At 58.5% G+C, this 25511-nt stretch carries 29 protein-coding genes; 17 read left to right on the plus strand and 12 right to left on the minus strand.

Going from position 1 to position 25511, the window contains the following annotated elements:
• Window positions 1-34: 34 nt before the first annotated feature.
• A complete protein-coding gene (locus IT763_RS08725; RefSeq protein WP_016928210.1) occupies window positions 35-193 on the plus strand; it encodes a hypothetical protein in 159 nt (52 codons plus the stop codon).
• A 119-nt stretch (window positions 194-312) separates the two neighbouring features.
• Window positions 313-1380: a rhodanese-related sulfurtransferase gene (locus IT763_RS08730; protein WP_016928209.1), complete on the plus strand. Its 1068-nt coding sequence runs from the start codon at window positions 313-315 to the stop codon at window positions 1378-1380.
• Between the two features lie 43 nt (window positions 1381-1423).
• On the opposite strand, the gene IT763_RS08735 is transcribed toward IT763_RS08730, so the two are convergent.
• Window positions 1424-2002, minus strand: coding sequence for a YceI family protein (locus tag IT763_RS08735; protein WP_016928208.1), 579 nt, complete (start codon window positions 2000-2002; stop codon window positions 1424-1426).
• A gap of 23 nt (window positions 2003-2025) precedes the next feature.
• Window positions 2026-2580 (minus strand): cytochrome b, encoded by a 555-nt coding sequence (locus IT763_RS08740; protein ID WP_016928207.1) that lies wholly within the window; start codon window positions 2578-2580, stop codon window positions 2026-2028.
• A 442-nt stretch (window positions 2581-3022) separates the two neighbouring features.
• On the opposite strand from IT763_RS08740, the gene IT763_RS08745 reads away from it, so the two are divergent.
• Window positions 3023-4081: an AI-2E family transporter gene (locus IT763_RS08745; RefSeq protein ID WP_089191506.1), complete on the plus strand. Its 1059-nt coding sequence runs from the start codon at window positions 3023-3025 to the stop codon at window positions 4079-4081.
• Here the strand turns inward: IT763_RS08745 and IT763_RS08750 are convergent.
• From IT763_RS08750 to pyrC, 8 genes are all read right to left on the minus strand, one after another.
• On the minus strand, window positions 4029-5033 hold the full coding sequence (locus tag IT763_RS08750; RefSeq protein WP_049300569.1) for a zinc-dependent alcohol dehydrogenase family protein: 1005 nt from the start codon (window positions 5031-5033) through the stop codon (window positions 4029-4031). The genes IT763_RS08745 and IT763_RS08750 overlap by 53 nt on opposite strands.
• Window positions 5034-5036: 3 nt before the next feature.
• The gene (locus IT763_RS08755; protein WP_004927822.1) at window positions 5037-5153 is read right to left on the minus strand and encodes a DUF2770 family protein; all 117 of its coding nucleotides are present in this window, start codon (window positions 5151-5153) and stop codon (window positions 5037-5039) included.
• Between the two features lie 122 nt (window positions 5154-5275).
• On the minus strand, window positions 5276-5902 hold the full coding sequence (locus IT763_RS08760) for a LuxR C-terminal-related transcriptional regulator (protein WP_028128019.1): 627 nt from the start codon (window positions 5900-5902) through the stop codon (window positions 5276-5278).
• A gap of 216 nt (window positions 5903-6118) precedes the next feature.
• A complete protein-coding gene (solA, locus tag IT763_RS08765) occupies window positions 6119-7234 on the minus strand; it encodes an N-methyl-L-tryptophan oxidase (protein ID WP_049300570.1) in 1116 nt (371 codons plus the stop codon).
• Window positions 7235-7373: 139 nt separating this feature from the next.
• Complete coding sequence (gene bssS, locus IT763_RS08770) at window positions 7374-7628, minus strand: biofilm formation regulator BssS (protein WP_004927812.1); 255 nt, start codon at window positions 7626-7628, stop codon at window positions 7374-7376.
• A 201-nt stretch (window positions 7629-7829) separates the two neighbouring features.
• A complete protein-coding gene (locus IT763_RS08775) occupies window positions 7830-8108 on the minus strand; it encodes a hypothetical protein (RefSeq protein WP_004927809.1) in 279 nt (92 codons plus the stop codon).
• A gap of 130 nt (window positions 8109-8238) precedes the next feature.
• Window positions 8239-8478 carry a DNA damage-inducible protein I gene (gene dinI, locus IT763_RS08780; protein ID WP_015377444.1) on the minus strand — a complete coding sequence of 80 codons (240 nt, stop codon included), beginning with the start codon at window positions 8476-8478 and terminating at the stop codon, window positions 8239-8241.
• Between the two features lie 75 nt (window positions 8479-8553).
• On the minus strand, window positions 8554-9600 hold the full coding sequence (gene pyrC / locus IT763_RS08785) for a dihydroorotase (protein ID WP_033640751.1): 1047 nt from the start codon (window positions 9598-9600) through the stop codon (window positions 8554-8556).
• A gap of 213 nt (window positions 9601-9813) precedes the next feature.
• On the opposite strand from pyrC, the gene IT763_RS08790 reads away from it, so the two are divergent.
• Complete coding sequence (locus IT763_RS08790) at window positions 9814-10101, plus strand: putative quinol monooxygenase (protein ID WP_164053403.1); 288 nt, start codon at window positions 9814-9816, stop codon at window positions 10099-10101.
• A 61-nt stretch (window positions 10102-10162) separates the two neighbouring features.
• Here IT763_RS08790 and rne read toward each other — a convergent pair whose 3' ends face one another.
• Entirely contained in the window at window positions 10163-13528 is a 3366-nt protein-coding gene (gene rne / locus IT763_RS08795; protein WP_197817525.1) for a ribonuclease E, read from the minus strand.
• A 552-nt stretch (window positions 13529-14080) separates the two neighbouring features.
• Here rne and rluC point away from each other — a divergent pair.
• Window positions 14081-15040, plus strand: coding sequence for a 23S rRNA pseudouridine(955/2504/2580) synthase RluC (gene rluC, locus IT763_RS08800; protein ID WP_206195349.1), 960 nt, complete (start codon window positions 14081-14083; stop codon window positions 15038-15040).
• Between the two features lie 6 nt (window positions 15041-15046).
• Here the strand turns inward: rluC and IT763_RS08805 are convergent, their stop codons facing one another.
• Entirely contained in the window at window positions 15047-15628 is a 582-nt protein-coding gene (locus IT763_RS08805; RefSeq protein WP_028128022.1) for a nucleoside triphosphate pyrophosphatase, read from the minus strand.
• A gap of 141 nt (window positions 15629-15769) precedes the next feature.
• Between IT763_RS08805 and yceD the strand changes: the two genes are divergently transcribed.
• The 12 genes from yceD (at window position 15770) to holB (ending at window position 25507) form a co-directional block, all read left to right on the plus strand.
• Window positions 15770-16291: a 23S rRNA accumulation protein YceD gene (gene yceD, locus IT763_RS08810; protein ID WP_004927780.1), complete on the plus strand. Its 522-nt coding sequence runs from the start codon at window positions 15770-15772 to the stop codon at window positions 16289-16291.
• A 16-nt stretch (window positions 16292-16307) separates the two neighbouring features.
• A complete protein-coding gene (rpmF, locus tag IT763_RS08815) occupies window positions 16308-16475 on the plus strand; it encodes a 50S ribosomal protein L32 (protein WP_004927778.1) in 168 nt (55 codons plus the stop codon).
• Between the two features lie 11 nt (window positions 16476-16486).
• Window positions 16487-17521, plus strand: a complete 1035-nt coding sequence (plsX, locus tag IT763_RS08820; protein ID WP_004928717.1) for a phosphate acyltransferase PlsX — start codon at window positions 16487-16489, stop codon at window positions 17519-17521.
• A gap of 6 nt (window positions 17522-17527) precedes the next feature.
• Window positions 17528-18481, plus strand: a complete 954-nt coding sequence (locus tag IT763_RS08825; protein WP_028128023.1) for a beta-ketoacyl-ACP synthase III — start codon at window positions 17528-17530, stop codon at window positions 18479-18481.
• Between the two features lie 18 nt (window positions 18482-18499).
• Complete coding sequence (gene fabD, locus IT763_RS08830; RefSeq protein WP_206195351.1) at window positions 18500-19429, plus strand: ACP S-malonyltransferase; 930 nt, start codon at window positions 18500-18502, stop codon at window positions 19427-19429.
• A gap of 11 nt (window positions 19430-19440) precedes the next feature.
• Entirely contained in the window at window positions 19441-20175 is a 735-nt protein-coding gene (gene fabG / locus IT763_RS08835; RefSeq protein WP_016928193.1) for a 3-oxoacyl-ACP reductase FabG, read from the plus strand.
• 154 nt (window positions 20176-20329) lie between these two features.
• On the plus strand, window positions 20330-20566 hold the full coding sequence (gene acpP / locus IT763_RS08840; RefSeq protein ID WP_004719003.1) for an acyl carrier protein: 237 nt from the start codon (window positions 20330-20332) through the stop codon (window positions 20564-20566).
• Window positions 20567-20648: 82 nt separating this feature from the next.
• Window positions 20649-21890, plus strand: coding sequence for a beta-ketoacyl-ACP synthase II (gene fabF, locus IT763_RS08845; protein ID WP_004928734.1), 1242 nt, complete (start codon window positions 20649-20651; stop codon window positions 21888-21890).
• Window positions 21891-22035: 145 nt separating this feature from the next.
• Window positions 22036-22833 carry an aminodeoxychorismate lyase gene (pabC, locus tag IT763_RS08850; RefSeq protein WP_016928190.1) on the plus strand — a complete coding sequence of 266 codons (798 nt, stop codon included), beginning with the start codon at window positions 22036-22038 and terminating at the stop codon, window positions 22831-22833.
• A gap of 13 nt (window positions 22834-22846) precedes the next feature.
• Window positions 22847-23872: an endolytic transglycosylase MltG gene (gene mltG, locus IT763_RS08855; protein WP_016928189.1), complete on the plus strand. Its 1026-nt coding sequence runs from the start codon at window positions 22847-22849 to the stop codon at window positions 23870-23872.
• Complete coding sequence (gene tmk, locus IT763_RS08860) at window positions 23862-24500, plus strand: dTMP kinase (RefSeq protein ID WP_016928188.1); 639 nt, start codon at window positions 23862-23864, stop codon at window positions 24498-24500. Before mltG ends, tmk begins: the two co-directional genes overlap by 11 nt.
• Window positions 24500-25507 (plus strand): DNA polymerase III subunit delta', encoded by a 1008-nt coding sequence (gene holB, locus IT763_RS08865; protein ID WP_033640744.1) that lies wholly within the window; start codon window positions 24500-24502, stop codon window positions 25505-25507. The genes tmk and holB overlap by 1 nt, the downstream gene beginning before the upstream one ends.
• Window positions 25508-25511: the final 4 nt, after the last annotated feature.

Genomic DNA, 25511 nt, shown 5'->3' on the forward strand with positions numbered 1-25511 from the left:
GATATTATTGTCGGTAATTATTCAGAGGGTAAATATGTTGGCACCATGGATCAGTGCGGGGCTGCTGGTGTTGGGCGCGGCGGTCGGCAGCGTCGGCGCACATTTGCAGATGAACGCGATATTGGCGCTTGCCGGCGTGATGATGGCGCTCGGTATGGTGGCTTCCGCGTTTACCGAAGGCGGCGGACGCTGAACGGGGCGCTTGCGCCAGGGCTGCGCGGCGGCGGTTTTTCGGGTATGATGTGCGCCGCGCGCGGGCCTGCTGGCTGCGCGCGGTAATCAGTCACCTCCCGAAAGACAGGAAAGTACACCATGCCAGTGTTACATAACCGAATTTCTAATGAGGAACTGAAGGCGCGCATGCTGGCGGAAACCGAGCCGCGCACCACAGTTTCTTTTTACAAATACTTCTCCATCGACGATCCCAAGGCGTTTCGCGACAGCCTGTACATTCAGTTCGAAAAACTGAAGGTGTTCGGCCGCATCTACGTGGCGAAAGAGGGCATCAACGCGCAGATCAGCGTGCCGCAGCATCACTTCGACGCGTTCAAAGCCGCGCTGTTCGCCTCGCACCCGGCGTTGGATCAGGTCCGCCTGAATATCGCGCTGGAAGACGACGGCAAATCCTTCTGGGTGCTGCGCCTCAAGGTGCGTGAGCGCATCGTGGCCGACGGCATCGATGACGAGAGCTTCGATCCGAGCAACGTCGGCGAGTATCTGCAGGCCGAGCGCGTCAATCAGATGATCGACGATCCGAATACGGTATTTGTCGATATGCGCAACCACTATGAGTACGAAGTCGGCCACTTCGAAAATGCCATCGAGGTGCCGTCGGATACCTTCCGCGATCAGCTGCCGATGGCGGTGGAGATGCTGCAGGATAGCAAAGACAAGAATATCGTCATGTACTGCACCGGCGGCATTCGCTGTGAAAAAGCCAGCGCCTATATGCTGCACAACGGCTTTAAAAACATCTACCACGTGGAAGGCGGGATTATCGAGTACACCCGCAAAGCGAAAGAACAGGGGTTGCCGCTGAAGTTTATCGGCAAAAACTTCGTGTTCGATGAGCGCATGGGCGAGCGCATCTCTGACGATGTGATCGCCAACTGCCACCAGTGCGGCGCGCCGTGCGATACCCATACCAACTGCAAGAACGACGGCTGCCATCTGCTGTTCATTCAGTGCCCGAGCTGCGCCGCCAAGTTTGAAGGATGCTGTAGCGAGATTTGCCGCGAAGAGCTGAAGCTGCCGCGCGAAGAGCAGCGCGCGCGCCGTGCAGGCCGCGAAAATGGCGTCAAGATCTTCAATAAGTCGAAAGGCTTGCTGCAGACCACGATGCACATTCCGGCACCGGAAGAAGAAGGCCCAGCCCGCTGAGCCTGGGCAAATGAGAAGCCCGGCCGCCAAGCCGGGCTTTTTTTTATTTCTCGCGCACGCCTTCTACGGAGATGATCAGCTCAACGTCTTGCGACGCCGGGCCCAGATCGGTGGTAATGCCGAAATCTTTCAGCTTGATCTTGCCGTTGGCTTCAAAGCCGGCGCGGTAGCCGCCCCACGGATCGTTGCCCTGGCCAATCAGTTTGGCGTCCAGCGTGACGGGCTTGGTCACGCCGTTCAGCGTCAGGTTGCCGACCACCGCATAACCGTCGCCGCTTTTCTTCACTTCGGTGGATTCAAACTTGGCCTGTTTGTTCTTCTCCACGTTGAGGAACTCGGCGCTGCGCAGGTGCTTGTCGCGCTCGGCGTGGTTGGTGTCGACGCTGGCGGTATTGATGGTCACGTTAACCTTGTCCTTGGACGGATCTTTCTCGTCGAAGGTGAAGCCGCCGTCGAAGTCTTTAAAGCTGCCGTACAGCCAGCTGTAGCCCAGGTGCTGGATGCGGAACTCGATAAAGGCGTGCTGGCCCTGTTTGTCGATCTTGTAGTCCGCCGCCAGTGCGGAACCGGCGCTCAGCAGCAGGGCGCCTGCGGTCAGGCCCAATACGGTCTTTTTCAACATAGCAATCTCCATAAATCCAAAGGTTAATCGGCGCTGCTACCCAGCATCCGTTTCAAAGTGACATCACGATCGATAAAGTGATGTTTAAGCGCGGCCAGCCCGTGCAGTACCGAAAGCACTACCACGGCCCAGGCCAGGTAAAGGTGTATGGCGCCGGCGGTGTCGGCCTGTTCCGCCATGCCGGTGACGGTGGCGGGCACGTCGAACCAGCCGAATACGCTGATCGGTTGGCCGTCGGCGGTGGAGATCAGATAGCCGCTGATCAGAATGCCGAACAGCACGGCGTACAGCGCCAGATGCGCGAGAATAGCGCTGACGCGAGTGAGGCGGCCATAGCTGGCCAGAGGTTTGGGCGGCGGCGAGACAAAGCGCCAGACCACGCGGATCACCATCACGATGAACAGCAGCGTGCCGATGCTTTTGTGGATCTCCGGCGCCTGATGGTACCAGACGTCGTAATAGCCCAGCGTGACCATCCACAGGCCAAGTGCGAACATGCCGTACACCGTCAGCGCCACCAGCCAGTGGATCAACACTGACACATGGCCGAAACGATCGGCGGTATTTTTCCAGAGCATCCTGTTTCCTTCGATTACCGATTGGCTGGCTGCAATAATTAAACTTTAGGAAACATAAAATCAATAATAAATTTAACTATGTTACTTCTTAGAAATATTAGTCAGTGAATTTGTTTGAGATGTTCGGGCTTCATCAGATAAATCGTTGAAGATGATATTATTTCCCTCACGGGGCGGTTATGCTAGTTGTTGAAAATTAGGCTTATTATCTATTAATGTCAGCTTTTGTCATTTTACGTAAATCGTCCATGAGTTGCTCGGTGGAATTATTTGTTGGCAAAGGTTATGCCTATTTCTTGCGGCAAAGAGCAGGGCGGAAAGATTAATTTTTTCGAACGGTTAGGCGAAATCCTCTGCGGCGTGACGGTGGATTTTGCTACCATTAGCGCCAAGAGTCGGCTCTTGGTGGCCGGTTAACCCAGTGAAATAACAAGGAAACGTCATGGGCCGAACCCGCGTGACCGACAGCAGCCTGCGTCTGGCCGTCCTGCTGGCGATGCTGGTGATCATTTTGGCCGGGGTGAAAGCCGCCGCTGACATCGTGGTGCCGTTTTTGCTGGCGGTATTTCTCGCCATGGTGTTGAACCCGCTGGTGGCGATGCTGGAACGCAAGCGGGTGCCGCGTATCGTCGGGGTGACGCTGCTGGTGACGGCGGTGATCGTGGTCGTGATGCTGTTTATCGGCATGTTGGGCGCTTCGCTCAATGAGTTCGCCCGCTCGCTGCCGCAGTACCGCGGCATGATGATCGAGAAGTTGCGCGAGCTGCAGCATTACGCCGATCGCTTCAATATCAGCCTCTCCAGCGAAGCGATGCTGCAGTATGTCGATCCGAGCGCGGCGATGAATTTGGTCACCCGCATGCTGGGGCACCTGTCTGGCGCCATGACCAACGTCTTCCTGCTGCTGATGACCGTGGTGTTTATGCTGTTTGAAGTGCAGCTGCTGCCGTATAAGCTGCAGCAGGCGCTGGATAAGCCGAACGAGGGGCTCGCCGCGATGCGGCGGGCGTTGGACGGCGTGACGCGCTATCTGGTGATTAAAACCATCATCAGCCTGGCCACCGGGGTGATCGTCTGGATCTTCCTGGCGGCGGTCGGCGTGCGCTTCGCTTTTATCTGGGGGCTGCTGGCGTTTCTGCTCAACTACATTCCCAACATTGGCTCGGTATTGGCCGCCATTCCGCCGCTGATTCAGGCGCTGTTGTTCAACGGGCTGGGCGATGCGCTGGTGGTGGCGGGCGGCTTTATCGCTGTCAACATGGTGATCGGTAATATCCTCGAACCACGGGTGATGGGGCGCGGGCTGGGGCTGTCGACGCTGGTGGTGTTCCTGTCGCTGATCTTTTGGGGCTGGCTGCTCGGCCCGGTGGGCATGTTGCTGTCGGTGCCGCTGACGATCGTGGCGCGCATCGCGCTGGAGACTACCGAGGGCGGCTATCGGCTGGCGGTTATCCTGGGGGACGGCCGCCCGCCGCGTCAGCCTCCGGCGGCGCCGGAGTGAGGAAGATCTTGCCGTTCACACCGGGCTGCGTGGCGTGCTGCAGCGCCGTTGCGTACTGATGCAAAGGATAAATCGCGGCGGGTGGGCGCAAAACCAGCTGGCCGCGCCGCAGCAGCTGGAATAGCTGATAAAACGCCATCTGCCACTGCGCCGGCGCCGCCTGCGCGTTCCATTTGCGCAGGTGGAACAGCGAAGCGCGCAGCTTTAACTCGTCCACCACGCGCCGCCAGTCTACCTGGCGGCCGCTCAGCAGGCCCAGCGCCACAAAATCGCCGCCGGTGCGGACCGCCTGCGCCAGCTGCAATCCGTCTTCCCCACCGATGCAGTCGATGGCCGCACGGGCGCCAAAATTCGTCATTTCCACCAGCTGAGGTGCTTCGATAACGCGCCAGGCGCCGGCGGCCAGTAACGCCTGGCGATGAGCGGCGTTGCGCACCACGACCGCCAGACGAATGCCGCGCAGCGCCGTCAGCTGCGCCAGCAGCAGGCTGACAGCGGAGCCGCCGCCGTTGATCAGCAGTACGTCGCCGGCGTTGAGCGGCAGCCATTGCGTCAACAGCACCCAGCAGGTGAGCGGGTTGATATAGATTTGCGCTGCGCAGGCGTCGTCAATGTCATCCGGCACCCAGACCACCCGAGCCTCAGGCAGCGTGACGAAGGTTTGCCAACTGCCGTCACCCGCTACCGCCAGCGCGCGTCGGTCCGTTGAATGCCCATTCTGCGGATTGACGATGACGCCCACGCCTTCATATCCCGGCACCTGCGGCAGGGCGATGCGGTGCGCGTATTGGCCGTGGATCGGGATCAGATCGGAAGGGTTGATCGGGGCATAGCGCATCTGCAATAACTGCTGTCCGGGGCGCAGCAGCGGTCTGCTCATCTGCTGCAATTCCAGCACCTGGGCGGGATCGCCGAAGCGGCTGAAGCTCAATCGGGGAAATAACGGCGGCATGGATTACATGACGAAGAAGAAATAGACATCCAACGCCAGCAGCACCAGCCACAGACAAAGGTAAAGCACCAGGTGCTCACGCACATTGTTGACGATAGCCGCCAGTATTCGGTTTAACATTTCAGCCGCCTGAAGAGAAGGATCCTTGATTATAGTCCTTTTCTCGACGTCTTTTACAGCGCGCCGCGCGTGTGCGCTGGAAGAGCGGCGATAAAAAAGCCTGCGTTATCGCAGGCTTGATGTTATACCGCCAGCAGCGCCAGCGGCGTCGAATTTGTTGGCGTGCTCGGCGGGTAGAAATAGCGCAGCACGTTATACAGCGAGTAGAACTCCAGCCGGTTGCGCGCGTTGATCTTCTCCGTGATGTGACGCTTGTGCACGTACACCGTATGCGAGCTGATCTGCAGCTTTTTCGCGATGCGGTAGTTGGGCATCTCCGCCATCCAATATTTCATTACCGTCAGTTCCTGCGGGCTGAACAGGGAACGCTCTTCGCCGTCATCGGCCAGCGCCAGCGGATTTTCGCGCAGCGTGCGTAAGGTGAGCGGCAGAATGCTTTTATTGAACAGAAAGGCATTATCGGCGATGCGCATTGGCGCTTCGCTGTAAGGGTAAGGCGTATCGAGATAGATAAACAGCAAGGCAGACTGGCTGGCTTCCATAAATGCCAGCAGCTGTGCGTCCGCTTCGTTATAGCGGCATTGGTTGCTGAGGTTCACCAGAATGTGGCTCGGCTGAAAGCTGGACAACAGTGGCGTAGCGTACTCAATGCTGTGGCAGCACTTGATCGTCGTAATCCCACTATCAGCAAAGTAGCTGGCTATACCGACCCGGGTGAAGCAGCATTCGTCCACGACAAGTAGTTTCATGGTGACGTCCTTGTTGAAAGCCGATGGAGCATATCATCTGTAAAATAGGACTTACACTGCAAGTGTTCAATTCGGAAATTCAAATGCTGAATGCAAGAAATTTCCGTTATCAGAATTTTTACTTGGTATTTAAAAGAGTTAGCAGGTTAATAAATTGTAACCGCCAGATTTCGCTGTCCAGGGCTCGACGGGAACGTGGACAGCGAAATCCTCCGCTCAGCTAAATCGCTTCAGACCAAAGCTGGAGAGGTCAACCGGCGGCGCTTTGTCCTGCGCGAACAGCGCGGCGATCTCGCCCAGAGCGCTGGCGAACTTGAAGCCGTGGCCGCTCAATCCGCTGATGACCATCAGGCGATCGCAATCCGGCAGCGTATCGATAATAAAGTCTTCGTCAGGGCTCATATCATAACTGCAGGCTTCGCCGTGTAAACATACGCCTACACCCGGCAAAAATTGCCGCAGGAAGGAGAAAACTTCCGTGCCGTCGCTGGCGTAGCTGCCGAAGGGCTTGCGCTGCTCGGGGGCATCCATCGGCTGGCCGCCGTCGTGTTTGCCCACTTTCAGGCCATCGTTATCCGCCGGGAAACCGTAATAGTGCGTGCCGTCCTGCGCTTCGACGGTAAAGGCCGGGAAGCGATTGTTCACGCTGTAGCGGCCGTCCGCCTGATGCCAGGAGAATACCTTGCGCAATGGCGCGATCGGCAGCTGCGGCAACAGCGCCTTCACCCAGGTGCCTGCGGTGACCACCGCTTTTCGCGCCGTGAAACGCCCTTCGTCGGTGACGACCTCAACGCCGCCATCAATGGGGTTCACCGCGCTGACCGGGCAGTTGAACAGCTGGCTGCAGCCGGCCTCTTTCGCCAGTTTGATCAGGCTGGCAACCGCCAGTTCGGATCGCAGGAAGCCGGCGTCCGGCTCGAATACGCCGACGTAACCTTCCGGCGCGCGGAATTCCGGCCAGCGTTGAGCGATCTGTTCGGCGCTAAGGGTTTGCGCATTAAGGCGAAACTTTTGCGCGCTCTGCTGAGCATTGCGAATGAATTCGGAGTGCTGCGGCCCCAGGTTGAGCACGCCGCACGACTGGAACAGTTCTTCACCGGATTGTTGAATCAGCGCATTCCACAGCGCCTGTGCGCGCAGCACCAGCGGCACGTACTTTTCACCTTCGCCGTAAGCGTGACGAATGATGCGGGTATCGCCGTGATGGCTGCCGTTGCGGTGTGGAGGAATGGCGCTGTCGATCATCAGCGCTTTCAAGCCGGCCCGGGTAGCGTAATACCCTGCCGCCGCGCCGACTGAACCGCTGCCCACCATAATCAAATCATATTCCACGTGCCCACCCTCTCTGATAGCGATTTCTTATCGCCCCATGATAAAAGGTTGGCGAGCGCAATGCACTGATTGAACGGCGAAAGGCGAAGAAAAGGCGCCGGGATCGATCACGGCGCCTTAGGGGTTAGGGGACGATGTATCAATGTTTTCTGCGATCAAGATCCTGGTAATCCGTAGCTTCAATCTTGGCGATGCCGGCCTCTAAGATATTGATTAATTGACGGGCGACATCTGTAGTGAGCCAAAGCGTTCGGTCTACTTGGGCTTCTTCGGGCGTTTGGTCTAGTGAAGACAGGTAATGAAGGCGTATCATCATGGCGTCGTAAACGTCGACAGTACTGATATCCCAACCGACAAGCGGGTGCGTCTGAATTACTTCATCATTTCTGTCCATAAAGACCCCTTATTGAGTAGTAACTACCGTGAGTGACTAACGAGGATCAATGCGGCTCATCATCATGAGAGCAATTACAGTATACGCATCCGCTTTCATCGGTGGAGGGGGTTGTCACCGAAATTTGCAAAATAAATATTTATTTGAACAATTATTCTACAAATTTGTATGTGCAGCAGTGGATGAGTCAAGCGCAGCGCGTTATTCCGCGTCGGCAGGTGGCGATGCGCCGTGCAGACATTTTTCCAGCTCTTCGGCCAAATGGGCGAAATGCTTTTGCGTTTCGGCATCACGATTCTGGCTGTGCGATTCCAGCTTCAGGCTGTGGATCAGCCGTTGGTTGGCTTTGTCATCCAGGCTGAAGGCCAGATAAGAGAAAGCCACTTCCAGTACGTTCAAGCGCCTTTTCTGATCGGCAATCAGCGCCAGCAGTTCGCCAAACGTCATTGCGTCTTCGGATTTCACCTTGTCCGGGGCCATGCTTACTCCTTTGCGTTAAATACAGCGCTGAGGCAGATTTTGTTTCAGAGTAAGGGTAAGCGATGAATGGGCAGGGCGCCAGAAACAAAAAAGCCGGAGAGCGACCCCCGGCAAAAACAGCATTGCAGTGTTATTCTGCGCTAAACCATTCGTCTGCGCTTTCCCAGGTTTCCTGAAGGATTTCCTCGATCAGATCCCGGTCGGTTTTGGCGCCCCCCAGCACGGAGAGCCCATTGGCGCCGGCATAACGTACGTGCACGACGGCGTCTGGAAACTGGCGGTTGACCCGCTTGCCCAGTTCACCGGTCAGCGCCTCAATGGCGCCCGCCGGCAGCGGCCGGGTTTTATCTATAGTGACTTCAACACGCATAATTGCCCCCGAAGCGATTTACTGTTTATTTATACAGTTAACCGAGTGCGGGGGCAAGAGGGCGAAGCAAAAATATCAGTCTTTCAGCGACCAGTTCAGGGTTTCACCCGCCAGGAAGGGGATCACGGATTCATTGCCGAGGGTAATCTCTTCCGGCTGGGTGGTTGGCACGCGCTGCAGTTCGATGAAGTCTTCGTTGAGCGGCAGGCCATAGAAGCGCGGGCCGTTGAGCGAGCAGAAGGCTTCGAAGTGCTCCAGTGCGCCTAGCTGTTCGAAGACCGCTGCGTAAGCCGGGATGGCATTCGGCGCGTTGAAACAGCCGGCGCAACCGCAGCTGGACTCTTTGCGATGCTTGAGGTGCGGCGCGGAGTCGGTGCCAAGGAAGAAGCGATCCGAGCCGCTGGCGACCGCCTGACGCAGCGCTTCCTGGTGGACATTGCGCTTGAGGATCGGCAGGCAGAACAGGTGCGGGCGAATGCCGCCGACCAGCATGTGGTTGCGGTTGAACATCAGGTGCTGCGGCGTGATGGTGGCGCCGAGGAAACGATTGCCTGCCTGCACGTATTGCGCCGCTTCTTTGGTGGTGATGTGCTCGAAGACGATCTTCAGCTCAGGGAACTGTTGGCGAATCGGTTCCATCACCTGCTCGATAAAGCGCGCCTCGCGGTCGAAGATATCGACGGAAGGATCGGTCACTTCGCCGTGGATCAGCAATGGCATGCCGATTTTTTGCATCTGCTCGAACAGCGGGTAAATACCGGTCACGTCACTGACGCCGTGGCTGGAGTTGGTGGTGGCGTTGGCCGGATACAGCTTGGCGGCAGTAAACACCCCTTGTTCGAAGCCGTTGACCAGTTCACTGGCCGCCAGGGAGTTGGTCAGGTAGCAGGTCATCAGCGGAGTGAAATTGTGACCCTGCGGAACCGCCGCCAGAATGCGATCGCGGTAGGCGCGCGCGGCGGCCACGGTCGTTACGGGCGGAACCAGGTTCGGCATCACGATCGCCCGGCCAAATACCTGGCTGGTATAGGGCACCACCGTTTTCAGCATTTCATCGTCACGCAGGTGGATATGCCAGTCGTCTGGGCGGCGGATTTTCAGAACTTGAGGTTGTGCGGTCATCTAGCTAGGCTCCGGCGGTCAAATACGTCTAATGAAAAGCGAATAATGGGTTTATTCACGCCGGGGTGTAAGGATAAGCGGAAAGTGCCGCAGATGCATCTGTTTGTTGGCGACAAGTTGAAATCAATAGCGCGGCGGGCGCATAGTAACCGGGATTTCAACGATGCCGACGCCAATACCGTCGACCTTCATCAAGTGGAAAGGGAGAAAGCAATGGAAGTACGCGTTATCGCCACCCTGCAAGCGAAAGCGGGATTTGAAGCCGCCGTCAGCGAAGCGGTGCACGACATTATCGAGCCGAGCCGCCAGGAGTTGGGCAACCTGCAATATGACTTGCATCGCGATCTGGAAAAACCGGGCGTTTTCGTGTTCTTTGAGCGTTGGGCCAGCAGCGAAGCGCTGGATAAGCATAATGAGACGGTGCATTTTCAGCAGTTCGTCAGCCGGCTTGACGGCAAGTTGGATGTTCTGGACATCAAAAAACTGAAGAAGATCGCCTGAGGACGTTACAGGCAAGAAAAAACCCGCCGATGGCGGGTTTTTTTTAGGGTTGCAGATTAACTTATTCGTTAACCGGCTGTGGTTTGGTGGCCGGCGCGGTCGCCTGGCTCACCGCCGAATGGCCGCCTGCGGAGCCTTTGCCTTCAAAGTTGAAGGAAGGGCGCTGCCAGTCGCTGTGCTTGCGTTCTTCCGGCACATAGGCCGGCGCAGGCGCTTTGGTCATCGGCGCAGTGGCGATGTGTTTGTACAGCGCGTCCTGCACGGCTTTCACCGGCGCCGGCTGCTGAGCAACCACTGGCGCAGGGGCTTTTTCCACCGGAGCGGCTTCCACGGCTGCCGCCGCAGGTGCGGCTTCTACCATTGGCGTTTCTTCCGCTGGCGTGGCTTCCACCACCGGTGCAGTTTCGACCACAGGCTCGTCTTCCGCTAGCGCAGGTTCAACCACTGGCTCTACAGCTACGGTTTCAGCTACCGGCTCGGCTTCCACTGCAGGGGCAGTCTCTTCCGCTTTCGGCTGTTCAACTGCAACAGTTGCCGGGGCGGTTTCCACCGGCGCCGGGATTTCCTCGGCCGGGATAGCCACGACAGGCGCTACGGCTGCAGCTTCTTCCGTTACGGTAACGGCAGCAGTTTCAACGGCGGCTTCTGGCGCAGGCGGGTTGATGCTGGCCGCCACCTGGGTTTCTTCCACGGCAACGTTGTGCTGTTCAACCGCGGCAGCGACAACCGGTGCCGCAGCCTGTTCTACGGCTTCGGTCTGCACTTCGGCTTCTTCAACCTGAGCGACCGGGTAGCTTACCCAGACTTTGCCCGATGCCATTTCCGGCGAAGCGAACGCGCCCGCCAGCGGCATTGGAGATTGCAGCGGGTAACGTTCATCGCGGTAACGACGGCGGCGCTGGCCACTGACGCGCAGGTGGCGCGGTGAACGGCGGGAACGGCGCGGCATGCCTTCGCCGTTGCCGCGGCTTTCGCCCTGGGCATCGTCTTCCGGCTGTGCGGCAACGGTTTCCGGCAGCAGCTTGACGCTGTCGTCGGCGGTCGGTTGCGCGTCTTCGGCTTTCGCTACCGGCGCTTTCGGCGCCAACAGCTCTTCCGCTGCGCGCTGCAGCTCTTCTTCGGCAGACAGGATACGCACTTTCTGCGTCAGCGTGCGGCGCTGACGGCGCTGCATGTTCTGCTGCTGGCGTTCTTCCTGTTCTTCGTCGGTGCTCTCGACCGCTTCAACGCTTTCCAGCGCTTTCACTTCCTGCTGAGCCTGACGTTTCTCTTCCTGACGGCGACGCTGGCGTTCAGCGCGCTGCTCACGGCGTTGCTGCTGATCTTCGCGCGGCGCTTTAGCGCCTTCTTCTGAAGCGGTTTCCTCCGCTACCGGCGCGTTCTGCTGCTGGTTGCGGCGGTTACGGCGCTGCTCATCGCGGGACTCACGCGATTCACGGCCTTCACGGTTCTCACGCGGTTCACGGTTGTCGCGCTCGCGATTGTCACGGCCTTCACCGCGCTCTTTACGCTCGCCGCGTTCCGGACGATCGCCACGGTCGCTACGCTCACCGCGCTCTTTACGGCCGGTGCCTTGACGGCGCTGACCGCGACGATCCTGACGACGGTTTTCACCGTTGCTTTCCGCCTTCGGCGCTTCGGCTGGTTTGGCTTCTTCGACGGCAGGTTGCTCTTCACCGGCGAACAAGTTCTTCAGACCACCGAACAGGCGACCCAGGAAGCCCGGCTTGGCGGCGGCCGGCGCTGCGGCTTTCGCCTTGGCGGCTGCAGCGGCAGGCTTGGCCACGGCGACGGGTTCTTCAGCCGGCGGCGGCGCATCAGCGGACAGCGAGAAGGAAGCCAGGGCCGGTTGCTCCGGACGCTTGCGCTCCATCGGCGCGTCTTCCAGCGGGCGCTCCATGTCTTCTTCGTGCAGCTTCGGCAGCAGGTAGCTGAGGGTAGAGGTTTCCTCGCCCTTGCGCACGCGCAGCACCGAGTAGTGCGGGGTTTGCATTTCATCGTTCGGCACGATGACGGCTTTCACGCCACCCTGACGTTTTTCGATCGCGCTGACGGATTCGCGCTTTTCGTTCAACAGGTACGAAGCGACCTGAACCGGCACGATAGCGTGAACTTCTTTGGTGTTTTCCTTCAGCGCTTCTTCTTCGATCAGGCGCAGAATGGACAGCGCCAGCGATTCGTTGTCGCGAATGGTGCCGGTGCCGTTACAGCGTGGGCACACGTGATGGCTGGACTCGCCCAGCGACGGGCTGAGGCGCTGACGCGACATTTCCAGCAGGCCGAAGCGGGAGATGCGGCCGATTTGGATGCGCGCGCGGTCTTGGCGCACGGCGTCACGCAGGCGGTTTTCCACTTCGCGCTGGTGGCGAACCGGCGTCATGTCGATGAAGTCGATGACGATCAGGCCGCCGAGGTCGCGCAGGCGCAGCTGGCGAGCGATCTCGTCCGCCGCTTCCAGGTTGGTGTTGAACGCCGTCTCTTCGATGTCGCCGCCGCGGGTTGCACGCGCGGAGTTGATGTCGATGGCGGTCAGCGCTTCGGTGCTGTCGATGACGATCGAGCCGCCGGACGGCAGGCGCACTTCGCGCTGGAAGGCGGATTCGATCTGCGATTCGATCTGATAGTGGCTGAACAGAGGAATTTCACCGCTGTACAGTTTGATTTTGCTGCTGAAATCCGGGCGGCCCAGCGCAGCGATGTGCTCTTTGGCCAGATCGAGAATTTTCGGGTTGTCGATCAGGATTTCGCCGATGTCCGGGCGCAGGTAATCGCGGAAGGCGCGCACGATAACGTTGCTTTCCTGGTGGATCAGGAACGGCGCAGAGCGGCCTTCGGCGGCTTTTTTAATCGCTTCCCAGTGCTTCAGGCGGAAGGAGAGATCCCACTGCAGCGCGTCGGCGGATTTGCCTACGCCCGCGGTGCGAACGATCAGGCCCATGCCGTCTGGCAGTTGCAGCGAAGAGAGCGCTTCTTTCAGCTCGGTGCGATCGTCGCCCTCGATGCGGCGAGAAATACCGCCGGCGCGCGGGTTGTTCGGCATCAGCACCAGATAACTGCCCGCCAGACTGATGAAGGTGGTCAAGGCGGCGCCTTTGTTGCCACGTTCTTCTTTGTCTACCTGAACGATGACTTCCTGGCCTTCGCGCAGCACATCTTTGATGTTCGGGCGACCATGGGAAGAGTAATTGCTAGGGAAGTATTCGCGGGCGATTTCTTTAAGGGGGAGGAAACCATGTCGTTCTGCGCCGTAATCCACGAACGCTGCTTCAAGACTTGGTTCAATGCGGGTGATTTTGCCTTTGTAAATATTCGCTTTTTTCTGCTCATGACCCGGACTTTCGATATCCAAATCATACAGCCGCTGTCCATCTACGAGGGCAACACGCAACTCTTCCTGCTGAGTTGCGTTAATCAACATTCTTTTCATCTTAACTTACTCGTTATTTTTACATTATCGACAAAGCTGCGGGCAAAATAACCTCATGGCCGGAGTTAAACCGAAAGCCCCGTGTCTTCTCGCAAAGTCGTCAACCTCACGGTTGTCGCCTGCATAGGGGCGCATTATCTCGGTAAGCCTGCTTTTCTTTGTGAAAGACAGCACTTTTACTAGGGGAATAGCCTCTGATTTACGTCGACAGATCTGATTCCATTTGCCGGCCAAGCTGCAACCCGCAGCCCGCTAATTGTTTGATTTCGCATTACGTCTTACGCCATTGCTGCGTTTTTGCGCGATCAGACAAATTTTATAATTCCACCGTTTTCCCTGTTTAACGAGAATCAACGCGGAAAGTGACTGCATTATTCCACTGCTGATGCCGTTATAGCAAGGTGACTTTTCCTTAACTGCGGAAGAAATCGCAAACGTTCAAATCGGCTTGCTGCCTTATTGTCCGCTGGGGTTTCGCCCGCCGTCAGAGAGACAGTTAAGCACAGAAAAAGATGTGGCGCTATTCACGCGCTCTATTTAGAATCCCGCACCATGAAAACGAACAATCCAGCAGTACAATTCATCACGATTTCCGACGACGAAGCCGGTCAGAGAATCGACAACTTTCTGCTCGCTCGCCTGAAAGGCGTGCCGAAGAGCATGATTTATCGCATCGTGCGTAAAGGTGAGGTGCGGGTTAATAAAGGGCGCATCAAGGTCGAATACAAATTGGCGGCCGGCGACGTGGTGCGCGTGCCGCCGGTGCGCGTGGCCGAGCGCGAAGAGACGCCAGTGTCGGCCAAGCTGGATAAGGTGGCGGCGCTGGCCGACTGCATTCTGTATGAAGATGACCACCTGCTGATCCTCAACAAGCCTTCCGGCACCGCGGTGCACGGCGGCAGCGGCCTGAGCTTCGGCGTGATTGAAGGGCTGCGGGCGCTGCGCCCTGAGGCCCGTTTCCTGGAGCTGGTGCATCGGCTCGATCGCGATACCTCCGGCGTGCTGTTGGTGGCCAAGAAGCGTTCCGCGCTGCGTTCGCTGCATGAGCAACTGCGGCTGAAGGGCATGCAGAAGGATTATCTGGCGCTGGTGCGCGGCCATTGGCAATCGCACTGCAAGGCCGTACAGGCGCCGCTGCTGAAAAATATTCTGCAAAGCGGCGAACGTATCGTGCGCGTCAACAGCGAAGGCAAGCCTTCGGAAACCCGCTTCAAGGTAGAAGAGCGTTACGAATTCGCCACCCTGGTGAAGGCCAGCCCGATCACCGGGCGTACTCACCAGATCCGCGTGCACACTCTGCATGCCGGGCACCCGATCGCCTTTGACGATCGCTATGGCGACCGCGAGTTCGATCGTCAACTGGCGGGTACCGGCCTGAAGCGGTTGTTCCTGCACGCTGCGGCGCTGCGCTTTGAGCATCCGGCCACCGGCGAAACGATGCGCATCGAAGCGCCGATGGACGAAGAACTGCGCCACTGCCTGCAGGTGCTGCGCCGGCAGGCGGCCAAGTAATCTGCGTCACACCAGCGGGTTGATGCCTTCAGCCCGCAACATCTCCAACAGCGCGATCAACGGCAGGCCGATCAGGGCGTTCGGATCCCGGCCTTCCAGCCTGTCGAACAGCGCGATCCCCAATCCCTCGCTCTTGAAACTGCCTGCGCAGTTCAGCGGTTGCTCCAGACGTACATAGGCGGCTATCTCCGCTTCGCTCAGCGCGCGAAAATGCACGTGAAACGGCTCGCACAAAGCTTGCAGCTGCTTGCTGCGGCCGTTGTACAGCGCCAGGCCGGTATAGAAAGTCACGGCTTGGCCACTGGCCTGCCGCAGCTGCGCCCGGGCGTTTTCCTCGGTATGGGGCTTGCCGGTGATGTTGCCATCGATCACGCAGACCTGATCGGAGCCGATGATCAGATGCTCGGGATAGGCGAGGGCCAACGCCTGAGCCTTCGCCGCCGCCAGGCGCAGCACCAGCGCTTCCGCGCTTTCGCCGGGCAAGGGGGTTTCATCCACTTCCGGCGCGGCGCAGTCGAACGGCAGCTGCAGCTTCTCCAGCAGCATTTTTCGATAGGGGGAGGTGGAGGCTAAAAGCAATCTCTGCATAATTTTTTTCGCAAACCGTAGCGTAAATGGGTACGGCATTTTAAACTGTCGGCCGCTGTGGAAGCGAATATTGGTGAAAGGAGCCGTTTTACGGCCTTTTTCTTTGACTCTATGTCGTTACAAAGTTAATATGCGCGCCCTATGCAAAAGGTAAAATTACCCTTGACCATTGATGCGGTACGTACCGCTCAGAAACGCCTGGACTATGCTGGTGTCTATGCGCCTGAGCAGGTTACTCGTGTTGCCGACTCCGTGGTCAGTGTGGACAGTGATGTCGAGGTGTCGTTGTCGTTTAATATCGACAATCAACGCCTCGCGGTGATAACAGGGCATGCGGACGTCACGGTAACGTTGATGTGCCAACGCTGTGGAGTCCCGTTCGAACATCAGGTTCACACAACATATTGTTTTAGCCCGGTCGTCAATGATGAGCAGGCTGAGGCATTACCGGAAGCGTACGAACCGATCGAAGTTGACGAGTTTGGCGAAGTCGATCTGTTGGCAATGATTGAAGACGAAATTATTCTTTCACTGCCTGTCGTTCCGGTACATGAATCTGAACACTGTGAAGTGTCCGAAGCGGACATGGTATTTGGCCAACTGCCTCCTGAGGCGGAGAAACCGAATCCGTTTGCCGTATTAGCCAGTTTAAAGCGTAAGTAATTGAGGAGTAAGGTCCATGGCCGTACAACAGAATAAACCAACCCGTTCCAAGCGTGGCATGCGTCGTTCTCACGATGCTCTGACCACGACTACTCTGTCTGTAGACAAAGTATCCGGTGAAACTCACCGTCGTCACCACATCACTGCCGACGGTTTCTACCGCGGTCGCAAGGTTATCGGCTAAGTAGCGATACCTTGACTCGTCTAACCCTGGCGTTAGATGCAATGGGCGGGGACTTCGGTCCCTGCGTCACAGTGCCTGCTTCGTTGCAGGCACTGGCCTCTAATTTACAGCTTCATCTCCTGCTGGTCGGCAATCCCGACGTCATCTCTCCCTTGCTTGCCCACGCCGATCCGGTTCTTCTGGAGCGTCTGCAAGTCGTGCCCGCCGAGTCCGTGATCGCCGGCGACGCCAAACCTTCACAAGCGATACGCGCCAGCCGCGGCACGTCGATGCGCATTGCGCTCGAGCAGCTCAGCAGCGGAAACGCGCAGGGGTGCGTCAGCGCCGGCAATACCGGTGCGCTGATGGGATTGGCGAAGCTGTTGGTCAAGCCGCTGGAAGGCATCGAGCGCCCGGCGCTGATGACGGCGATCCCGAATCAGCAACGCAGCAAAACCGTGGTGCTGGATCTCGGCGCCAACGTCGAGTGCGACAGCACCATGCTGGTGCAGTTTGCCGTGATGGGGGCGGTGATGGCGGAAGAGGTGATCGGCATTGCGCAACCGCGGGTGGCGCTGCTGAATATTGGCGAAGAAGAGACCAAAGGCCTGGATAATATCCGCGAAGCGGCCGCTGTGCTAAAAAATACTCCGGCAATCAACTATATTGGTTACCTGGAAGGAAACGAACTGCTCACCGGCAAGACCGACGTGTTGGTTTGCGATGGCTTCGTGGGCAACGTCACCCTGAAAACCATGGAAGGGGTGGTCAGGGTGTTCTTATCGCTGTTGAAATCGTCCGGCGACGGAAACAAGCGAGCGTGGTGGTTGAAATTGTTGGGCCGTTGGTTGCAAAAACGGGTGGTTAAGCGGTTCGGCCACCTGAACCCCGACCAGTATAATGGCGCATGTCTGTTAGGATTGCGCAGCACCGTAGTCAAGAGCCACGGCGCTGCGAACCCTCACGCGTTTGCAGTCGCAATCGAACAGGCTGTGCAGGCGGTGCAGCGGCAAGTCCCGGAAAGGATTGCTGCGCGCCTTGAGGCTGTATTACCTAAGAGTGACTGATCGTACATGTATACAAAGATTCTCGGTACGGGGAGTTATTTGCCCGTACAAGTGCGCACCAATGCTGATTTGGAAAAAATGGTGGATACCTCTGACGAATGGATCGTCACGCGTACCGGTATCCGCGAACGTCGCATCGCCGCTGCGGATGAAACCGTTGCGACGATGAGCTTCCAGGCCGCTGAGAACGCGCTGGAAATGGCAGGTGTGGCTAAAGAAGACATTGGGCTTATCATCGTGGCGACCACCACGACCACTCACGCGTTCCCGAGCGCGGCGTGCCTGGTGCAGCAAATGCTGGGCATCAAAGACTGCGCGGCGTTCGATCTGGCTGCGGCCTGCGCCGGCTTTACTTATGCGCTCAGCGTGGCCGATCAGTACGTGAAAAACGGCGCGGTCAAACATGCGCTGGTTATCGGCGCGGACGTCTTGTCGCGCACGCTCGATCCTGAAGATCGCGGCACCATCATCCTGTTTGGCGATGGCGCGGGTGCGGTGGTGCTTGGGGCGTCTGAAGAGCCGGGCATTCTGTCTACCCATCTGCATGCCGACGGCAGCTACGGCAACCTGCTGACGCTGCCGTACAAGGATCGCCAGAATCAAGACAAGCCGGCCTATGTCACCATGGCGGGCAACGAAGTCTTCAAGGTTGCGGTCACCGAACTGGCGCGCATCGTCGACGAGACGTTGCAGGCCAACAACATGGACCGCAGCGAGCTGGATTGGCTGGTGCCGCACCAGGCCAACCTGCGCATCATCAGCGCAACGGCGAAAAAACTGGGCATGGGGATGGACAAAGTGGTGGTGACGCTCGATCGTCACGGCAACACCTCTGCCGCCTCGGTGCCTTCCGCACTGGACGAAGCCGTGCGCGACGGGCGAATTCAGCGTGGTCAACTGGTGCTGTTGGAAGCCTTCGGCGGCGGCTTTACCTGGGGCTCGGCGCTGGTTCGTTTCTGATTTGGACAGGAAGAAAAAATGACGCAATTTGCTTTTGTTTTCCCGGGCCAGGGGTCGCAGACCGTTGGCATGCTGGCCGAGTTGGCCGCACAGTTCCCGATCGTCGAAGAAACCTTCGGCGAGGCTTCTTCCGCCCGGGGTTACGACCTGTGGCTGCTGGTGCAGCAAGGTCCGGCGGAAGAACTGAACAAAACCTGGCAGACCCAACCGGCTCTGCTGGCCGCTTCGGTGGCGATTTTCCGCGTGTGGCAGCAGCAGGGCGGTAAAGCGCCTGCGCTGATGGCTGGCCACAGCCTGGGCGAGTACTCGGCGCTGGTCTGCGCCGGCGTGCTGGACTTCAAGGCGGCGATCCGTCTGGTCGAACTGCGCGGCAAGCTGATGCAGGAAGCGGTGCCGGAAGGCACCGGCGCGATGTACGCCATCATCGGTCTGGACAACGACGCGATCGCCAAGGCGTGCGAAGAGTCCGCTCAGGGGCAGGTGGTTTCTCCGGTCAACTTCAACTCGCCGGGCCAGGTGGTCATCGCCGGCAACAAAGACGCGGTTGAACGTGCGGGCGCCGCCTGCAAAGCCGCCGGCGCCAAACGTGCGCTGCCGCTGCCGGTGAGCGTGCCTTCGCACTGCGCGCTGATGAAGCCGGCCGCCGACAAGCTGGCCGTAGCGCTGCAGGACATCACTTTCAACGCGCCGCAGGTGCCGGTGGTGAATAACGTCGACGTGCGCATCGAAAACGATCCTGAAGCGATCCGCAGCGCGCTGGTGCGTCAGCTGTACAGCCCGGTGCGTTGGACCGAGAGCGTAGAATTTATCGCAGCACAGGGAGTGACGTCGCTGCTGGAAGTGGGGCCGGGCAAAGTGCTGACCGGTCTGACTAAACGTATTGTTGACACCCTGACGGCTGCGGCGGTGAACGACACCGCCAGCCTGTCGGCGGCGCTTGAACAATAAAGAGGAAAATGATGAGCTTCGAAGGTAAAATCGTTCTGGTCACCGGCGCGAGCCGCGGTATTGGCCGAGCCATTGCAGAAACGTTTGTAGCACGCGGCGCCAAAGTGATCGGCACCGCAACCAGCGAGAGCGGCGCTGAAGCGATCAGCAGCTACCTGGGCGCAAACGGCAAAGGGTTTATGTTGAACGTTGTTGATGCGCAATCTATCGACAGCGTGCTGGCATCGATTCGCGCCGAATTTGGCGAAATCGACATTTTAGTGAATAATGCCGGCATCACGCGTGATAACCTGCTGATGCGTATGAAGGATGATGAGTGGGAGGATATCCTCGACACTAACCTGACTTCCGTATTCCGCCTGTCAAAAGCGGTAATGCGCGCTATGATGAAAAAGCGGTTTGGCCGTATCATCACCATCGGTTCCGTTGTCGGTACCATGGGGAACGCAGGGCAGGCGAACTACGCGGCGGCTAAAGCCGGTCTGATTGGTTTTAGCAAATCTTTGGCACGTGAAGTTGCTTCGCGTGGCATTACGGTCAACGTCGTGGCACCTGGCTTTATTGAGACGGACATGACACGGGCGTTGACAGATGATCAACGCGCAGGCATTTTGTCATCAGTTCCAGCCAACCGGCTGGGCGATGCTAAAGAAATCGCCAGCGCTGTTGCATTTTTGGCCTCTGATGAGGCCGGCTATATCACCGGTGAAACGTTACATGTCAATGGCGGCATGTACATGATTTAAAAAATGTGAAAACCATTTGCGTTATTTGAGGCAAAAACCGCAAAATAGCGTAAAATCGTGGTTTGACCAGCCGGGATTTAGTTGCATCTTTTTCAGCATTTTATACACTACGAAAACCATCGCGAAAGCGAGTTTTGATAGGAAATTTAAGAGTATGAGCACTATCGAAGAACGCGTTAAGAAAATCATTGTTGAGCAACTGGGTGTTAAACAGGAAGAAGTTTTGAACAACGCTTCTTTCGTTGAAGATCTGGGCGCTGATTCTCTTGACACCGTTGAGCTGGTAATGGCACTGGAAGAAGAATTCGACACCGAGATTCCAGACGAAGAAGCTGAGAAGATCACTACTGTTCAGGCAGCTATTGATTTCATCAACGCTAGCCAGCAGTAAGAGAACATATCTAGGCGGTCGTTCGACCGCCTAAGTTTTTTCTATCCCTAGTGTCATATTTTTCCCTCCCTGGAGGACAAACGTGTCTAAGCGTCGAGTAGTTGTGACCGGACTGGGCATGTTGTCTCCTGTCGGCAATACGGTAGAGTCCACGTGGAACGCTCTTCTTGCCGGTCAGAGTGGCATCAGCCTGATCGACCATTTCGATACCACTGCCTATGCGACCAAGTTTGCTGGCCTGGTAAAGAATTTTAATTCTGAGGATTTCATCTCTCGCAAAGATGCGCGCAAGATGGACGCCTTTATCCAGTACGGTATCGCTGCCGGCATGCAAGCCATGCAGGATGCTGGCCTGGACATCACCGAGGCTAACGCCACCCGCATTGGAGCCGCGATCGGTTCCGGCATCGGCGGCCTGGGTTTGATCGAAGAAAACCACAGTTCACTGGTTAACGGTGGCCCACGGAAAATCAGTCCGTTCTTCGTGCCATCCACCATCGTGAATATGATTGCAGGCCACCTGACAATCATGTACGGCATGCGTGGCCCAAGCATTTCCATCGCCACCGCCTGTACTTCAGGTGTGCACAACATCGGCCATGCGGCGCGCATCATTGCCTACAATGATGCGGACGTGATGCTGGCCGGTGGGGCAGAGAAAGCCAGCACCCCATTGGGCGTCGGCGGCTTTGGCGCAGCGCGCGCCCTGTCCACCCGTAATGACAACCCGCAGGCGGCGAGCCGTCCGTGGGATAAAGACCGCGACGGCTTCGTGCTGGGCGACGGCGCCGGCATGATGGTGCTCGAAGAGTACGAACATGCGAAAAAACGCGGCGCGAAAATCTACGCCGAAGTGGTTGGCTTTGGGATGAGCAGCGACGCTTATCACATGACGTCACCACCAGAAAACGGCGCTGGCGCTGCGTTGGCGATGGAAAATGCCCTGCTTGACGCCGGTGTGACCCCGTCACAAATCGGTTACATCAACGCACACGGTACCTCTACGCCGGCGGGCGACCAGGCGGAAGCGCAGGCGGTGAAATCCGTGTTCGGCGCCGATGCAGAGCGCGTGCTGGTGAGCTCGACCAAATCGATGACCGGCCACCTGTTGGGCGCGGCGGGCGCGATCGAGTCTATCTTCACCGTGCTGGCGCTGCGCGATCAGGCGGTACCGCCAACCATCAACCTGGATAACCCGGATGAAGGTTGCGATCTGGACTTCGTGCCCCACGAAGCGCGCCAGGTCAGCGATATGGAGTACACCCTGTGTAACTCCTTCGGCTTCGGCGGCACCAACGGCTCGCTGATCTTCCGCCGAGTGTAACTTGCGCTGTTGAACGCTGATGAAAAGCCCGGTTTTTTAACCGGGCTTTTTTACGCCTGGCGTCCGGCCGTCAGCAGGGCTGCGTATTGCCTCGCCGCCTGCTATTCTGCGAGCGTAATGATATCACCCGGCAACAGGAGGAAGCATGTACTGGATTAACGGACAACGCCACGATGCGCTGGCGCCGAGCGATCGCGGCCTGCAGTTCGGCGATGGCTGTTTTACGACTGCCCGGGTTATCGACGGTAAAATCGAGCTGCTGCCCTGGCATCTGGAGCGGCTGCAGCAAGCGGCGCAGCGGCTGATGCTGCCCTCCACCGATTGGCCGGCTTTCGAGCGCGAGATGGCGCAGGCGGCCGAATCAATTCCGCTCGGCGTGGTCAAAGCGATACTGACGCGCGGCAGCGGCGGGCGGGGTTACAGCCCGACCGGGTGCGAAAACCCGACGCGCATCGTGGCCCGCAGCAGCTACCCTGCGCACTATTTGCAGTGGCGCGAGCAGGGCATTACGCTTGCGCTCAGCCCGGTGGCGCTGGCGCGCAATCCGCTGCTGGCGGGGTTGAAGCATTTGAACCGCCTGGAGCAGGTGCTGATCCGCGCGCATCTTGACCAGACGGCCGCCGACGAGGCGCTGGTGCTTGACACTGCCGGTATGCTGGTGGAATGCTGTGCGGCTAATTTGTTCTGGCGTAAGGGAAAAGCGGTATTTACCCCGGATCTGAGCCAGGCGGGCGTCGCGGGCCTGATGCGGCGGCGAGTGATCGCGCTGCTGGCGGGCTCGGAATACCGTCTGCACTGCGTCAGTGAACCGCTGGATACGCTGGCCGATGCCGACGAAGTCCTGGTGAGCAATGCGCTAATGCCGTTGCTGCCGGTAAACGCTGCGCAATCATGGCGTTATGCTTCACGTCAGCTGTATGATTTTTTGCGTCCACACTGTTAACCATGGCTAATTGATGAAGAAAAGAAAGCTGAAGGTCCTGTCTGTTATTGTTGTTCTGGTATTGGCGCTGTTGTTTTGGGGCTACCAGAAGATCGAACGCTTTGCCGATACGCCACTGGCTATCCAACAAGAAACCATCTTCAAACTGCCGGCCGGCACTGGCCGGGTAGCGCTCGAAGGGTTACTGGTGCGCGATAAATTGGTGCACAATGGCCGCTGGTTCCAGTGGCTGCTGAAGCTGGAGCCGGAGCTGGCGGAATTTAAAGCCGGTACCTACCGGTTCACGCCGGGCATGACGGTGCGCCAGATGCTGAAACTGTTGGCCAGCGGCAAAGAGGCGCAGTTCACCGCACGCTTTATCGAAGGCTCACGCCTGCGTGACTGGCAGCAGGTGTTGCAGCAGTCCAAATACCTGAAACACACCCTGGCGGGCAAGAGCGAAGCGGAGATCGCCGCTGCGCTCGGCATTCCTGCGGGAGAAACCCCGGAAGGACATTTGTACCCGGATACCTATCAGTATACCGCCGGCATGAGCGACATCGCGCTGCTCAAACGCGCGCATGTGCGCATGAACAAAGCGCTGCAGGCCGCTTGGGCCGGCCGCGACACCAGCCTGCCGTACAAAAAGCCGGAAGAGCTGCTGACCATGGCTTCGATCGTCGAGAAAGAGACCGCCGTGCCGGAAGAGCGCAGCAAGGTGGCGTCGGTGTTCGTCAACCGCTTGCGCATCGGCATGCGTCTGCAGACCGATCCGACGGTGATCTACGGCATGGGCGAAAGCTATAATGGCAACATCACGCGCAAGGATCTGGAGACGCCGACGCCTTACAACACCTATGTGATCGCCGGCCTGCCGCCAACGCCGATCGCCATGCCGGGTGAGGCCTCGTTGCAGGCGGCCGCCAATCCGGCCAAAACGCCATATCTCTATTTTGTCGCCGACGGCAAGGGTGGGCATACCTTCACCACCAATCTGGCGAGCCATAACCAGGCGGTGCGCGTGTACCGTCAGGCGTTAAAGGAAAAGAATGAAAAGTAAATTCGTTGTAATTGAAGGGCTGGAAGGCGCGGGCAAAACCACCGCGCGCGATACGGTGGTCAATGTGCTGCGTGAACATGGCATCAACGATATCGTCTTCACCCGTGAACCCGGCGGCACGCCGCTGGCGGAGAAGCTGCGCGATCTGTTCAAGCGCGGCATCGACGGCGAATTGCCGACCATCAAGGCCGAAGTCTTGATGCTGTACGCTGCGCGCGTGCAGCTGGTGGAAACCGTGATCAAACCCGCCCTGGCGCGCGGCGCCTGGGTGGTGGGCGATCGCCACGATCTCTCTTCACAGGCTTACCAGGGCGGCGGCCGCGGTGTGGATCCGCAGCTGATGACCTCGCTGCGCGACACCGTGCTGGGGGATTTCCGCCCGGATTTGACGGTCTATCTCGATCTGCCGCCGCTGGTCGGCCTGCAACGCGCGCAGGCGCGCGGCCAGTTGGATCGCATCGAACAGGAGGCGCTGCCGTTCTTCGAACGCACCCGCGCTCGCTATCTCGAGCTGGCGGCGCAGGATGAAACTATCGTCACCGTCGACGCCGCCCAGCCGCTGGAGCAGGTGACCGCGGCGATCCGCGACTGCGTCGGCCACTGGCTGCGGCAGCAGGAAGGCGCATAATGAACTGGTACCCGTGGCTGAACGGCCCTTATCGCCAGCTGATTGGGCAGTACGCTGAGGGCCGTGGCCATCATGCGCTGCTGCTGCACGCGGCGGCGGGCAATGGTGACGATGCGCTGGCCTACGGCTTGAGCCGCTGGTTGATCTGCCAACAGCGCAACGGCGAAAAAAGCTGCGGCGAGTGTCACAGCTGCCGGCTGATGCTGGCGGGCAACCACCCGGATTATCATGTGCTGGCGCCGGAAAAGGGCAAGAGCAGCCTGGGTATCGAACCGATTCGCCAGGTGATTGAAACGCTGTACGCTCACGCTCAACAGGGCGGCGCCAAGGTGATTTGGCTGCCGCAGGCGGAACAGCTGACCGAGGCGGCGGCCAACGCGCTGTTGAAAACGCTGGAAGAGCCACCGGAGAAAACCTATTTTCTGCTGGGTTGCCGTGAGCCGTCGCGGCTGATGGCGACGTTGCGCAGCCGCTGCCTGTACTGGCATTTGGCCAGCCCGGATGAACAACTCAGCCTGCAGTGGCTGAGCCGGCAGGCGGCCGGCTCTCAGACGGACCGCCTCACGGCGCTGCGCCTTCACGACGGCGCGCCGCTGGCCGCCGAACAGCTGTTGCAGCCGCAGCAGTGGCAGCAGCGCAGCGCGCTGTGCGCCGCCTTGAGCGCCGCGCTGCCGCAGCGCGATATGCTGTCGCTGCTGCCGGCGCTGAACCATGAAGACGTCGCCGAGCGCCTGCACTGGCTGTGCGCGCTGCTGGTGGACGCCATGAAGTGGCAGCAGGGCGCGCATCACTATGTATTGAATCAGGATCAGCAGCCGCTGGTGCATCAGTTGGCCAGCCTGCTGAGCAGCGCCTCGCTGCAACAGATCGTGCAGCAGTGGTTGAACTGCCGCCATCAGCTGCTCAGCGTGGTGGGCGTCAACCGCGAGCTGCTGCTGACCGAACAGTTACTTCGCTGGGAACAGATGCTTGGCGCCGCCGGCTATTCCCACCCTCACTCGTTGTAAAGTT

It is taken from the genome of Serratia sp. CMO1 (assembly GCF_015689115.1).
GTDB classification, from domain to species: domain Bacteria; phylum Pseudomonadota; class Gammaproteobacteria; order Enterobacterales; family Enterobacteriaceae; genus Serratia; species Serratia marcescens.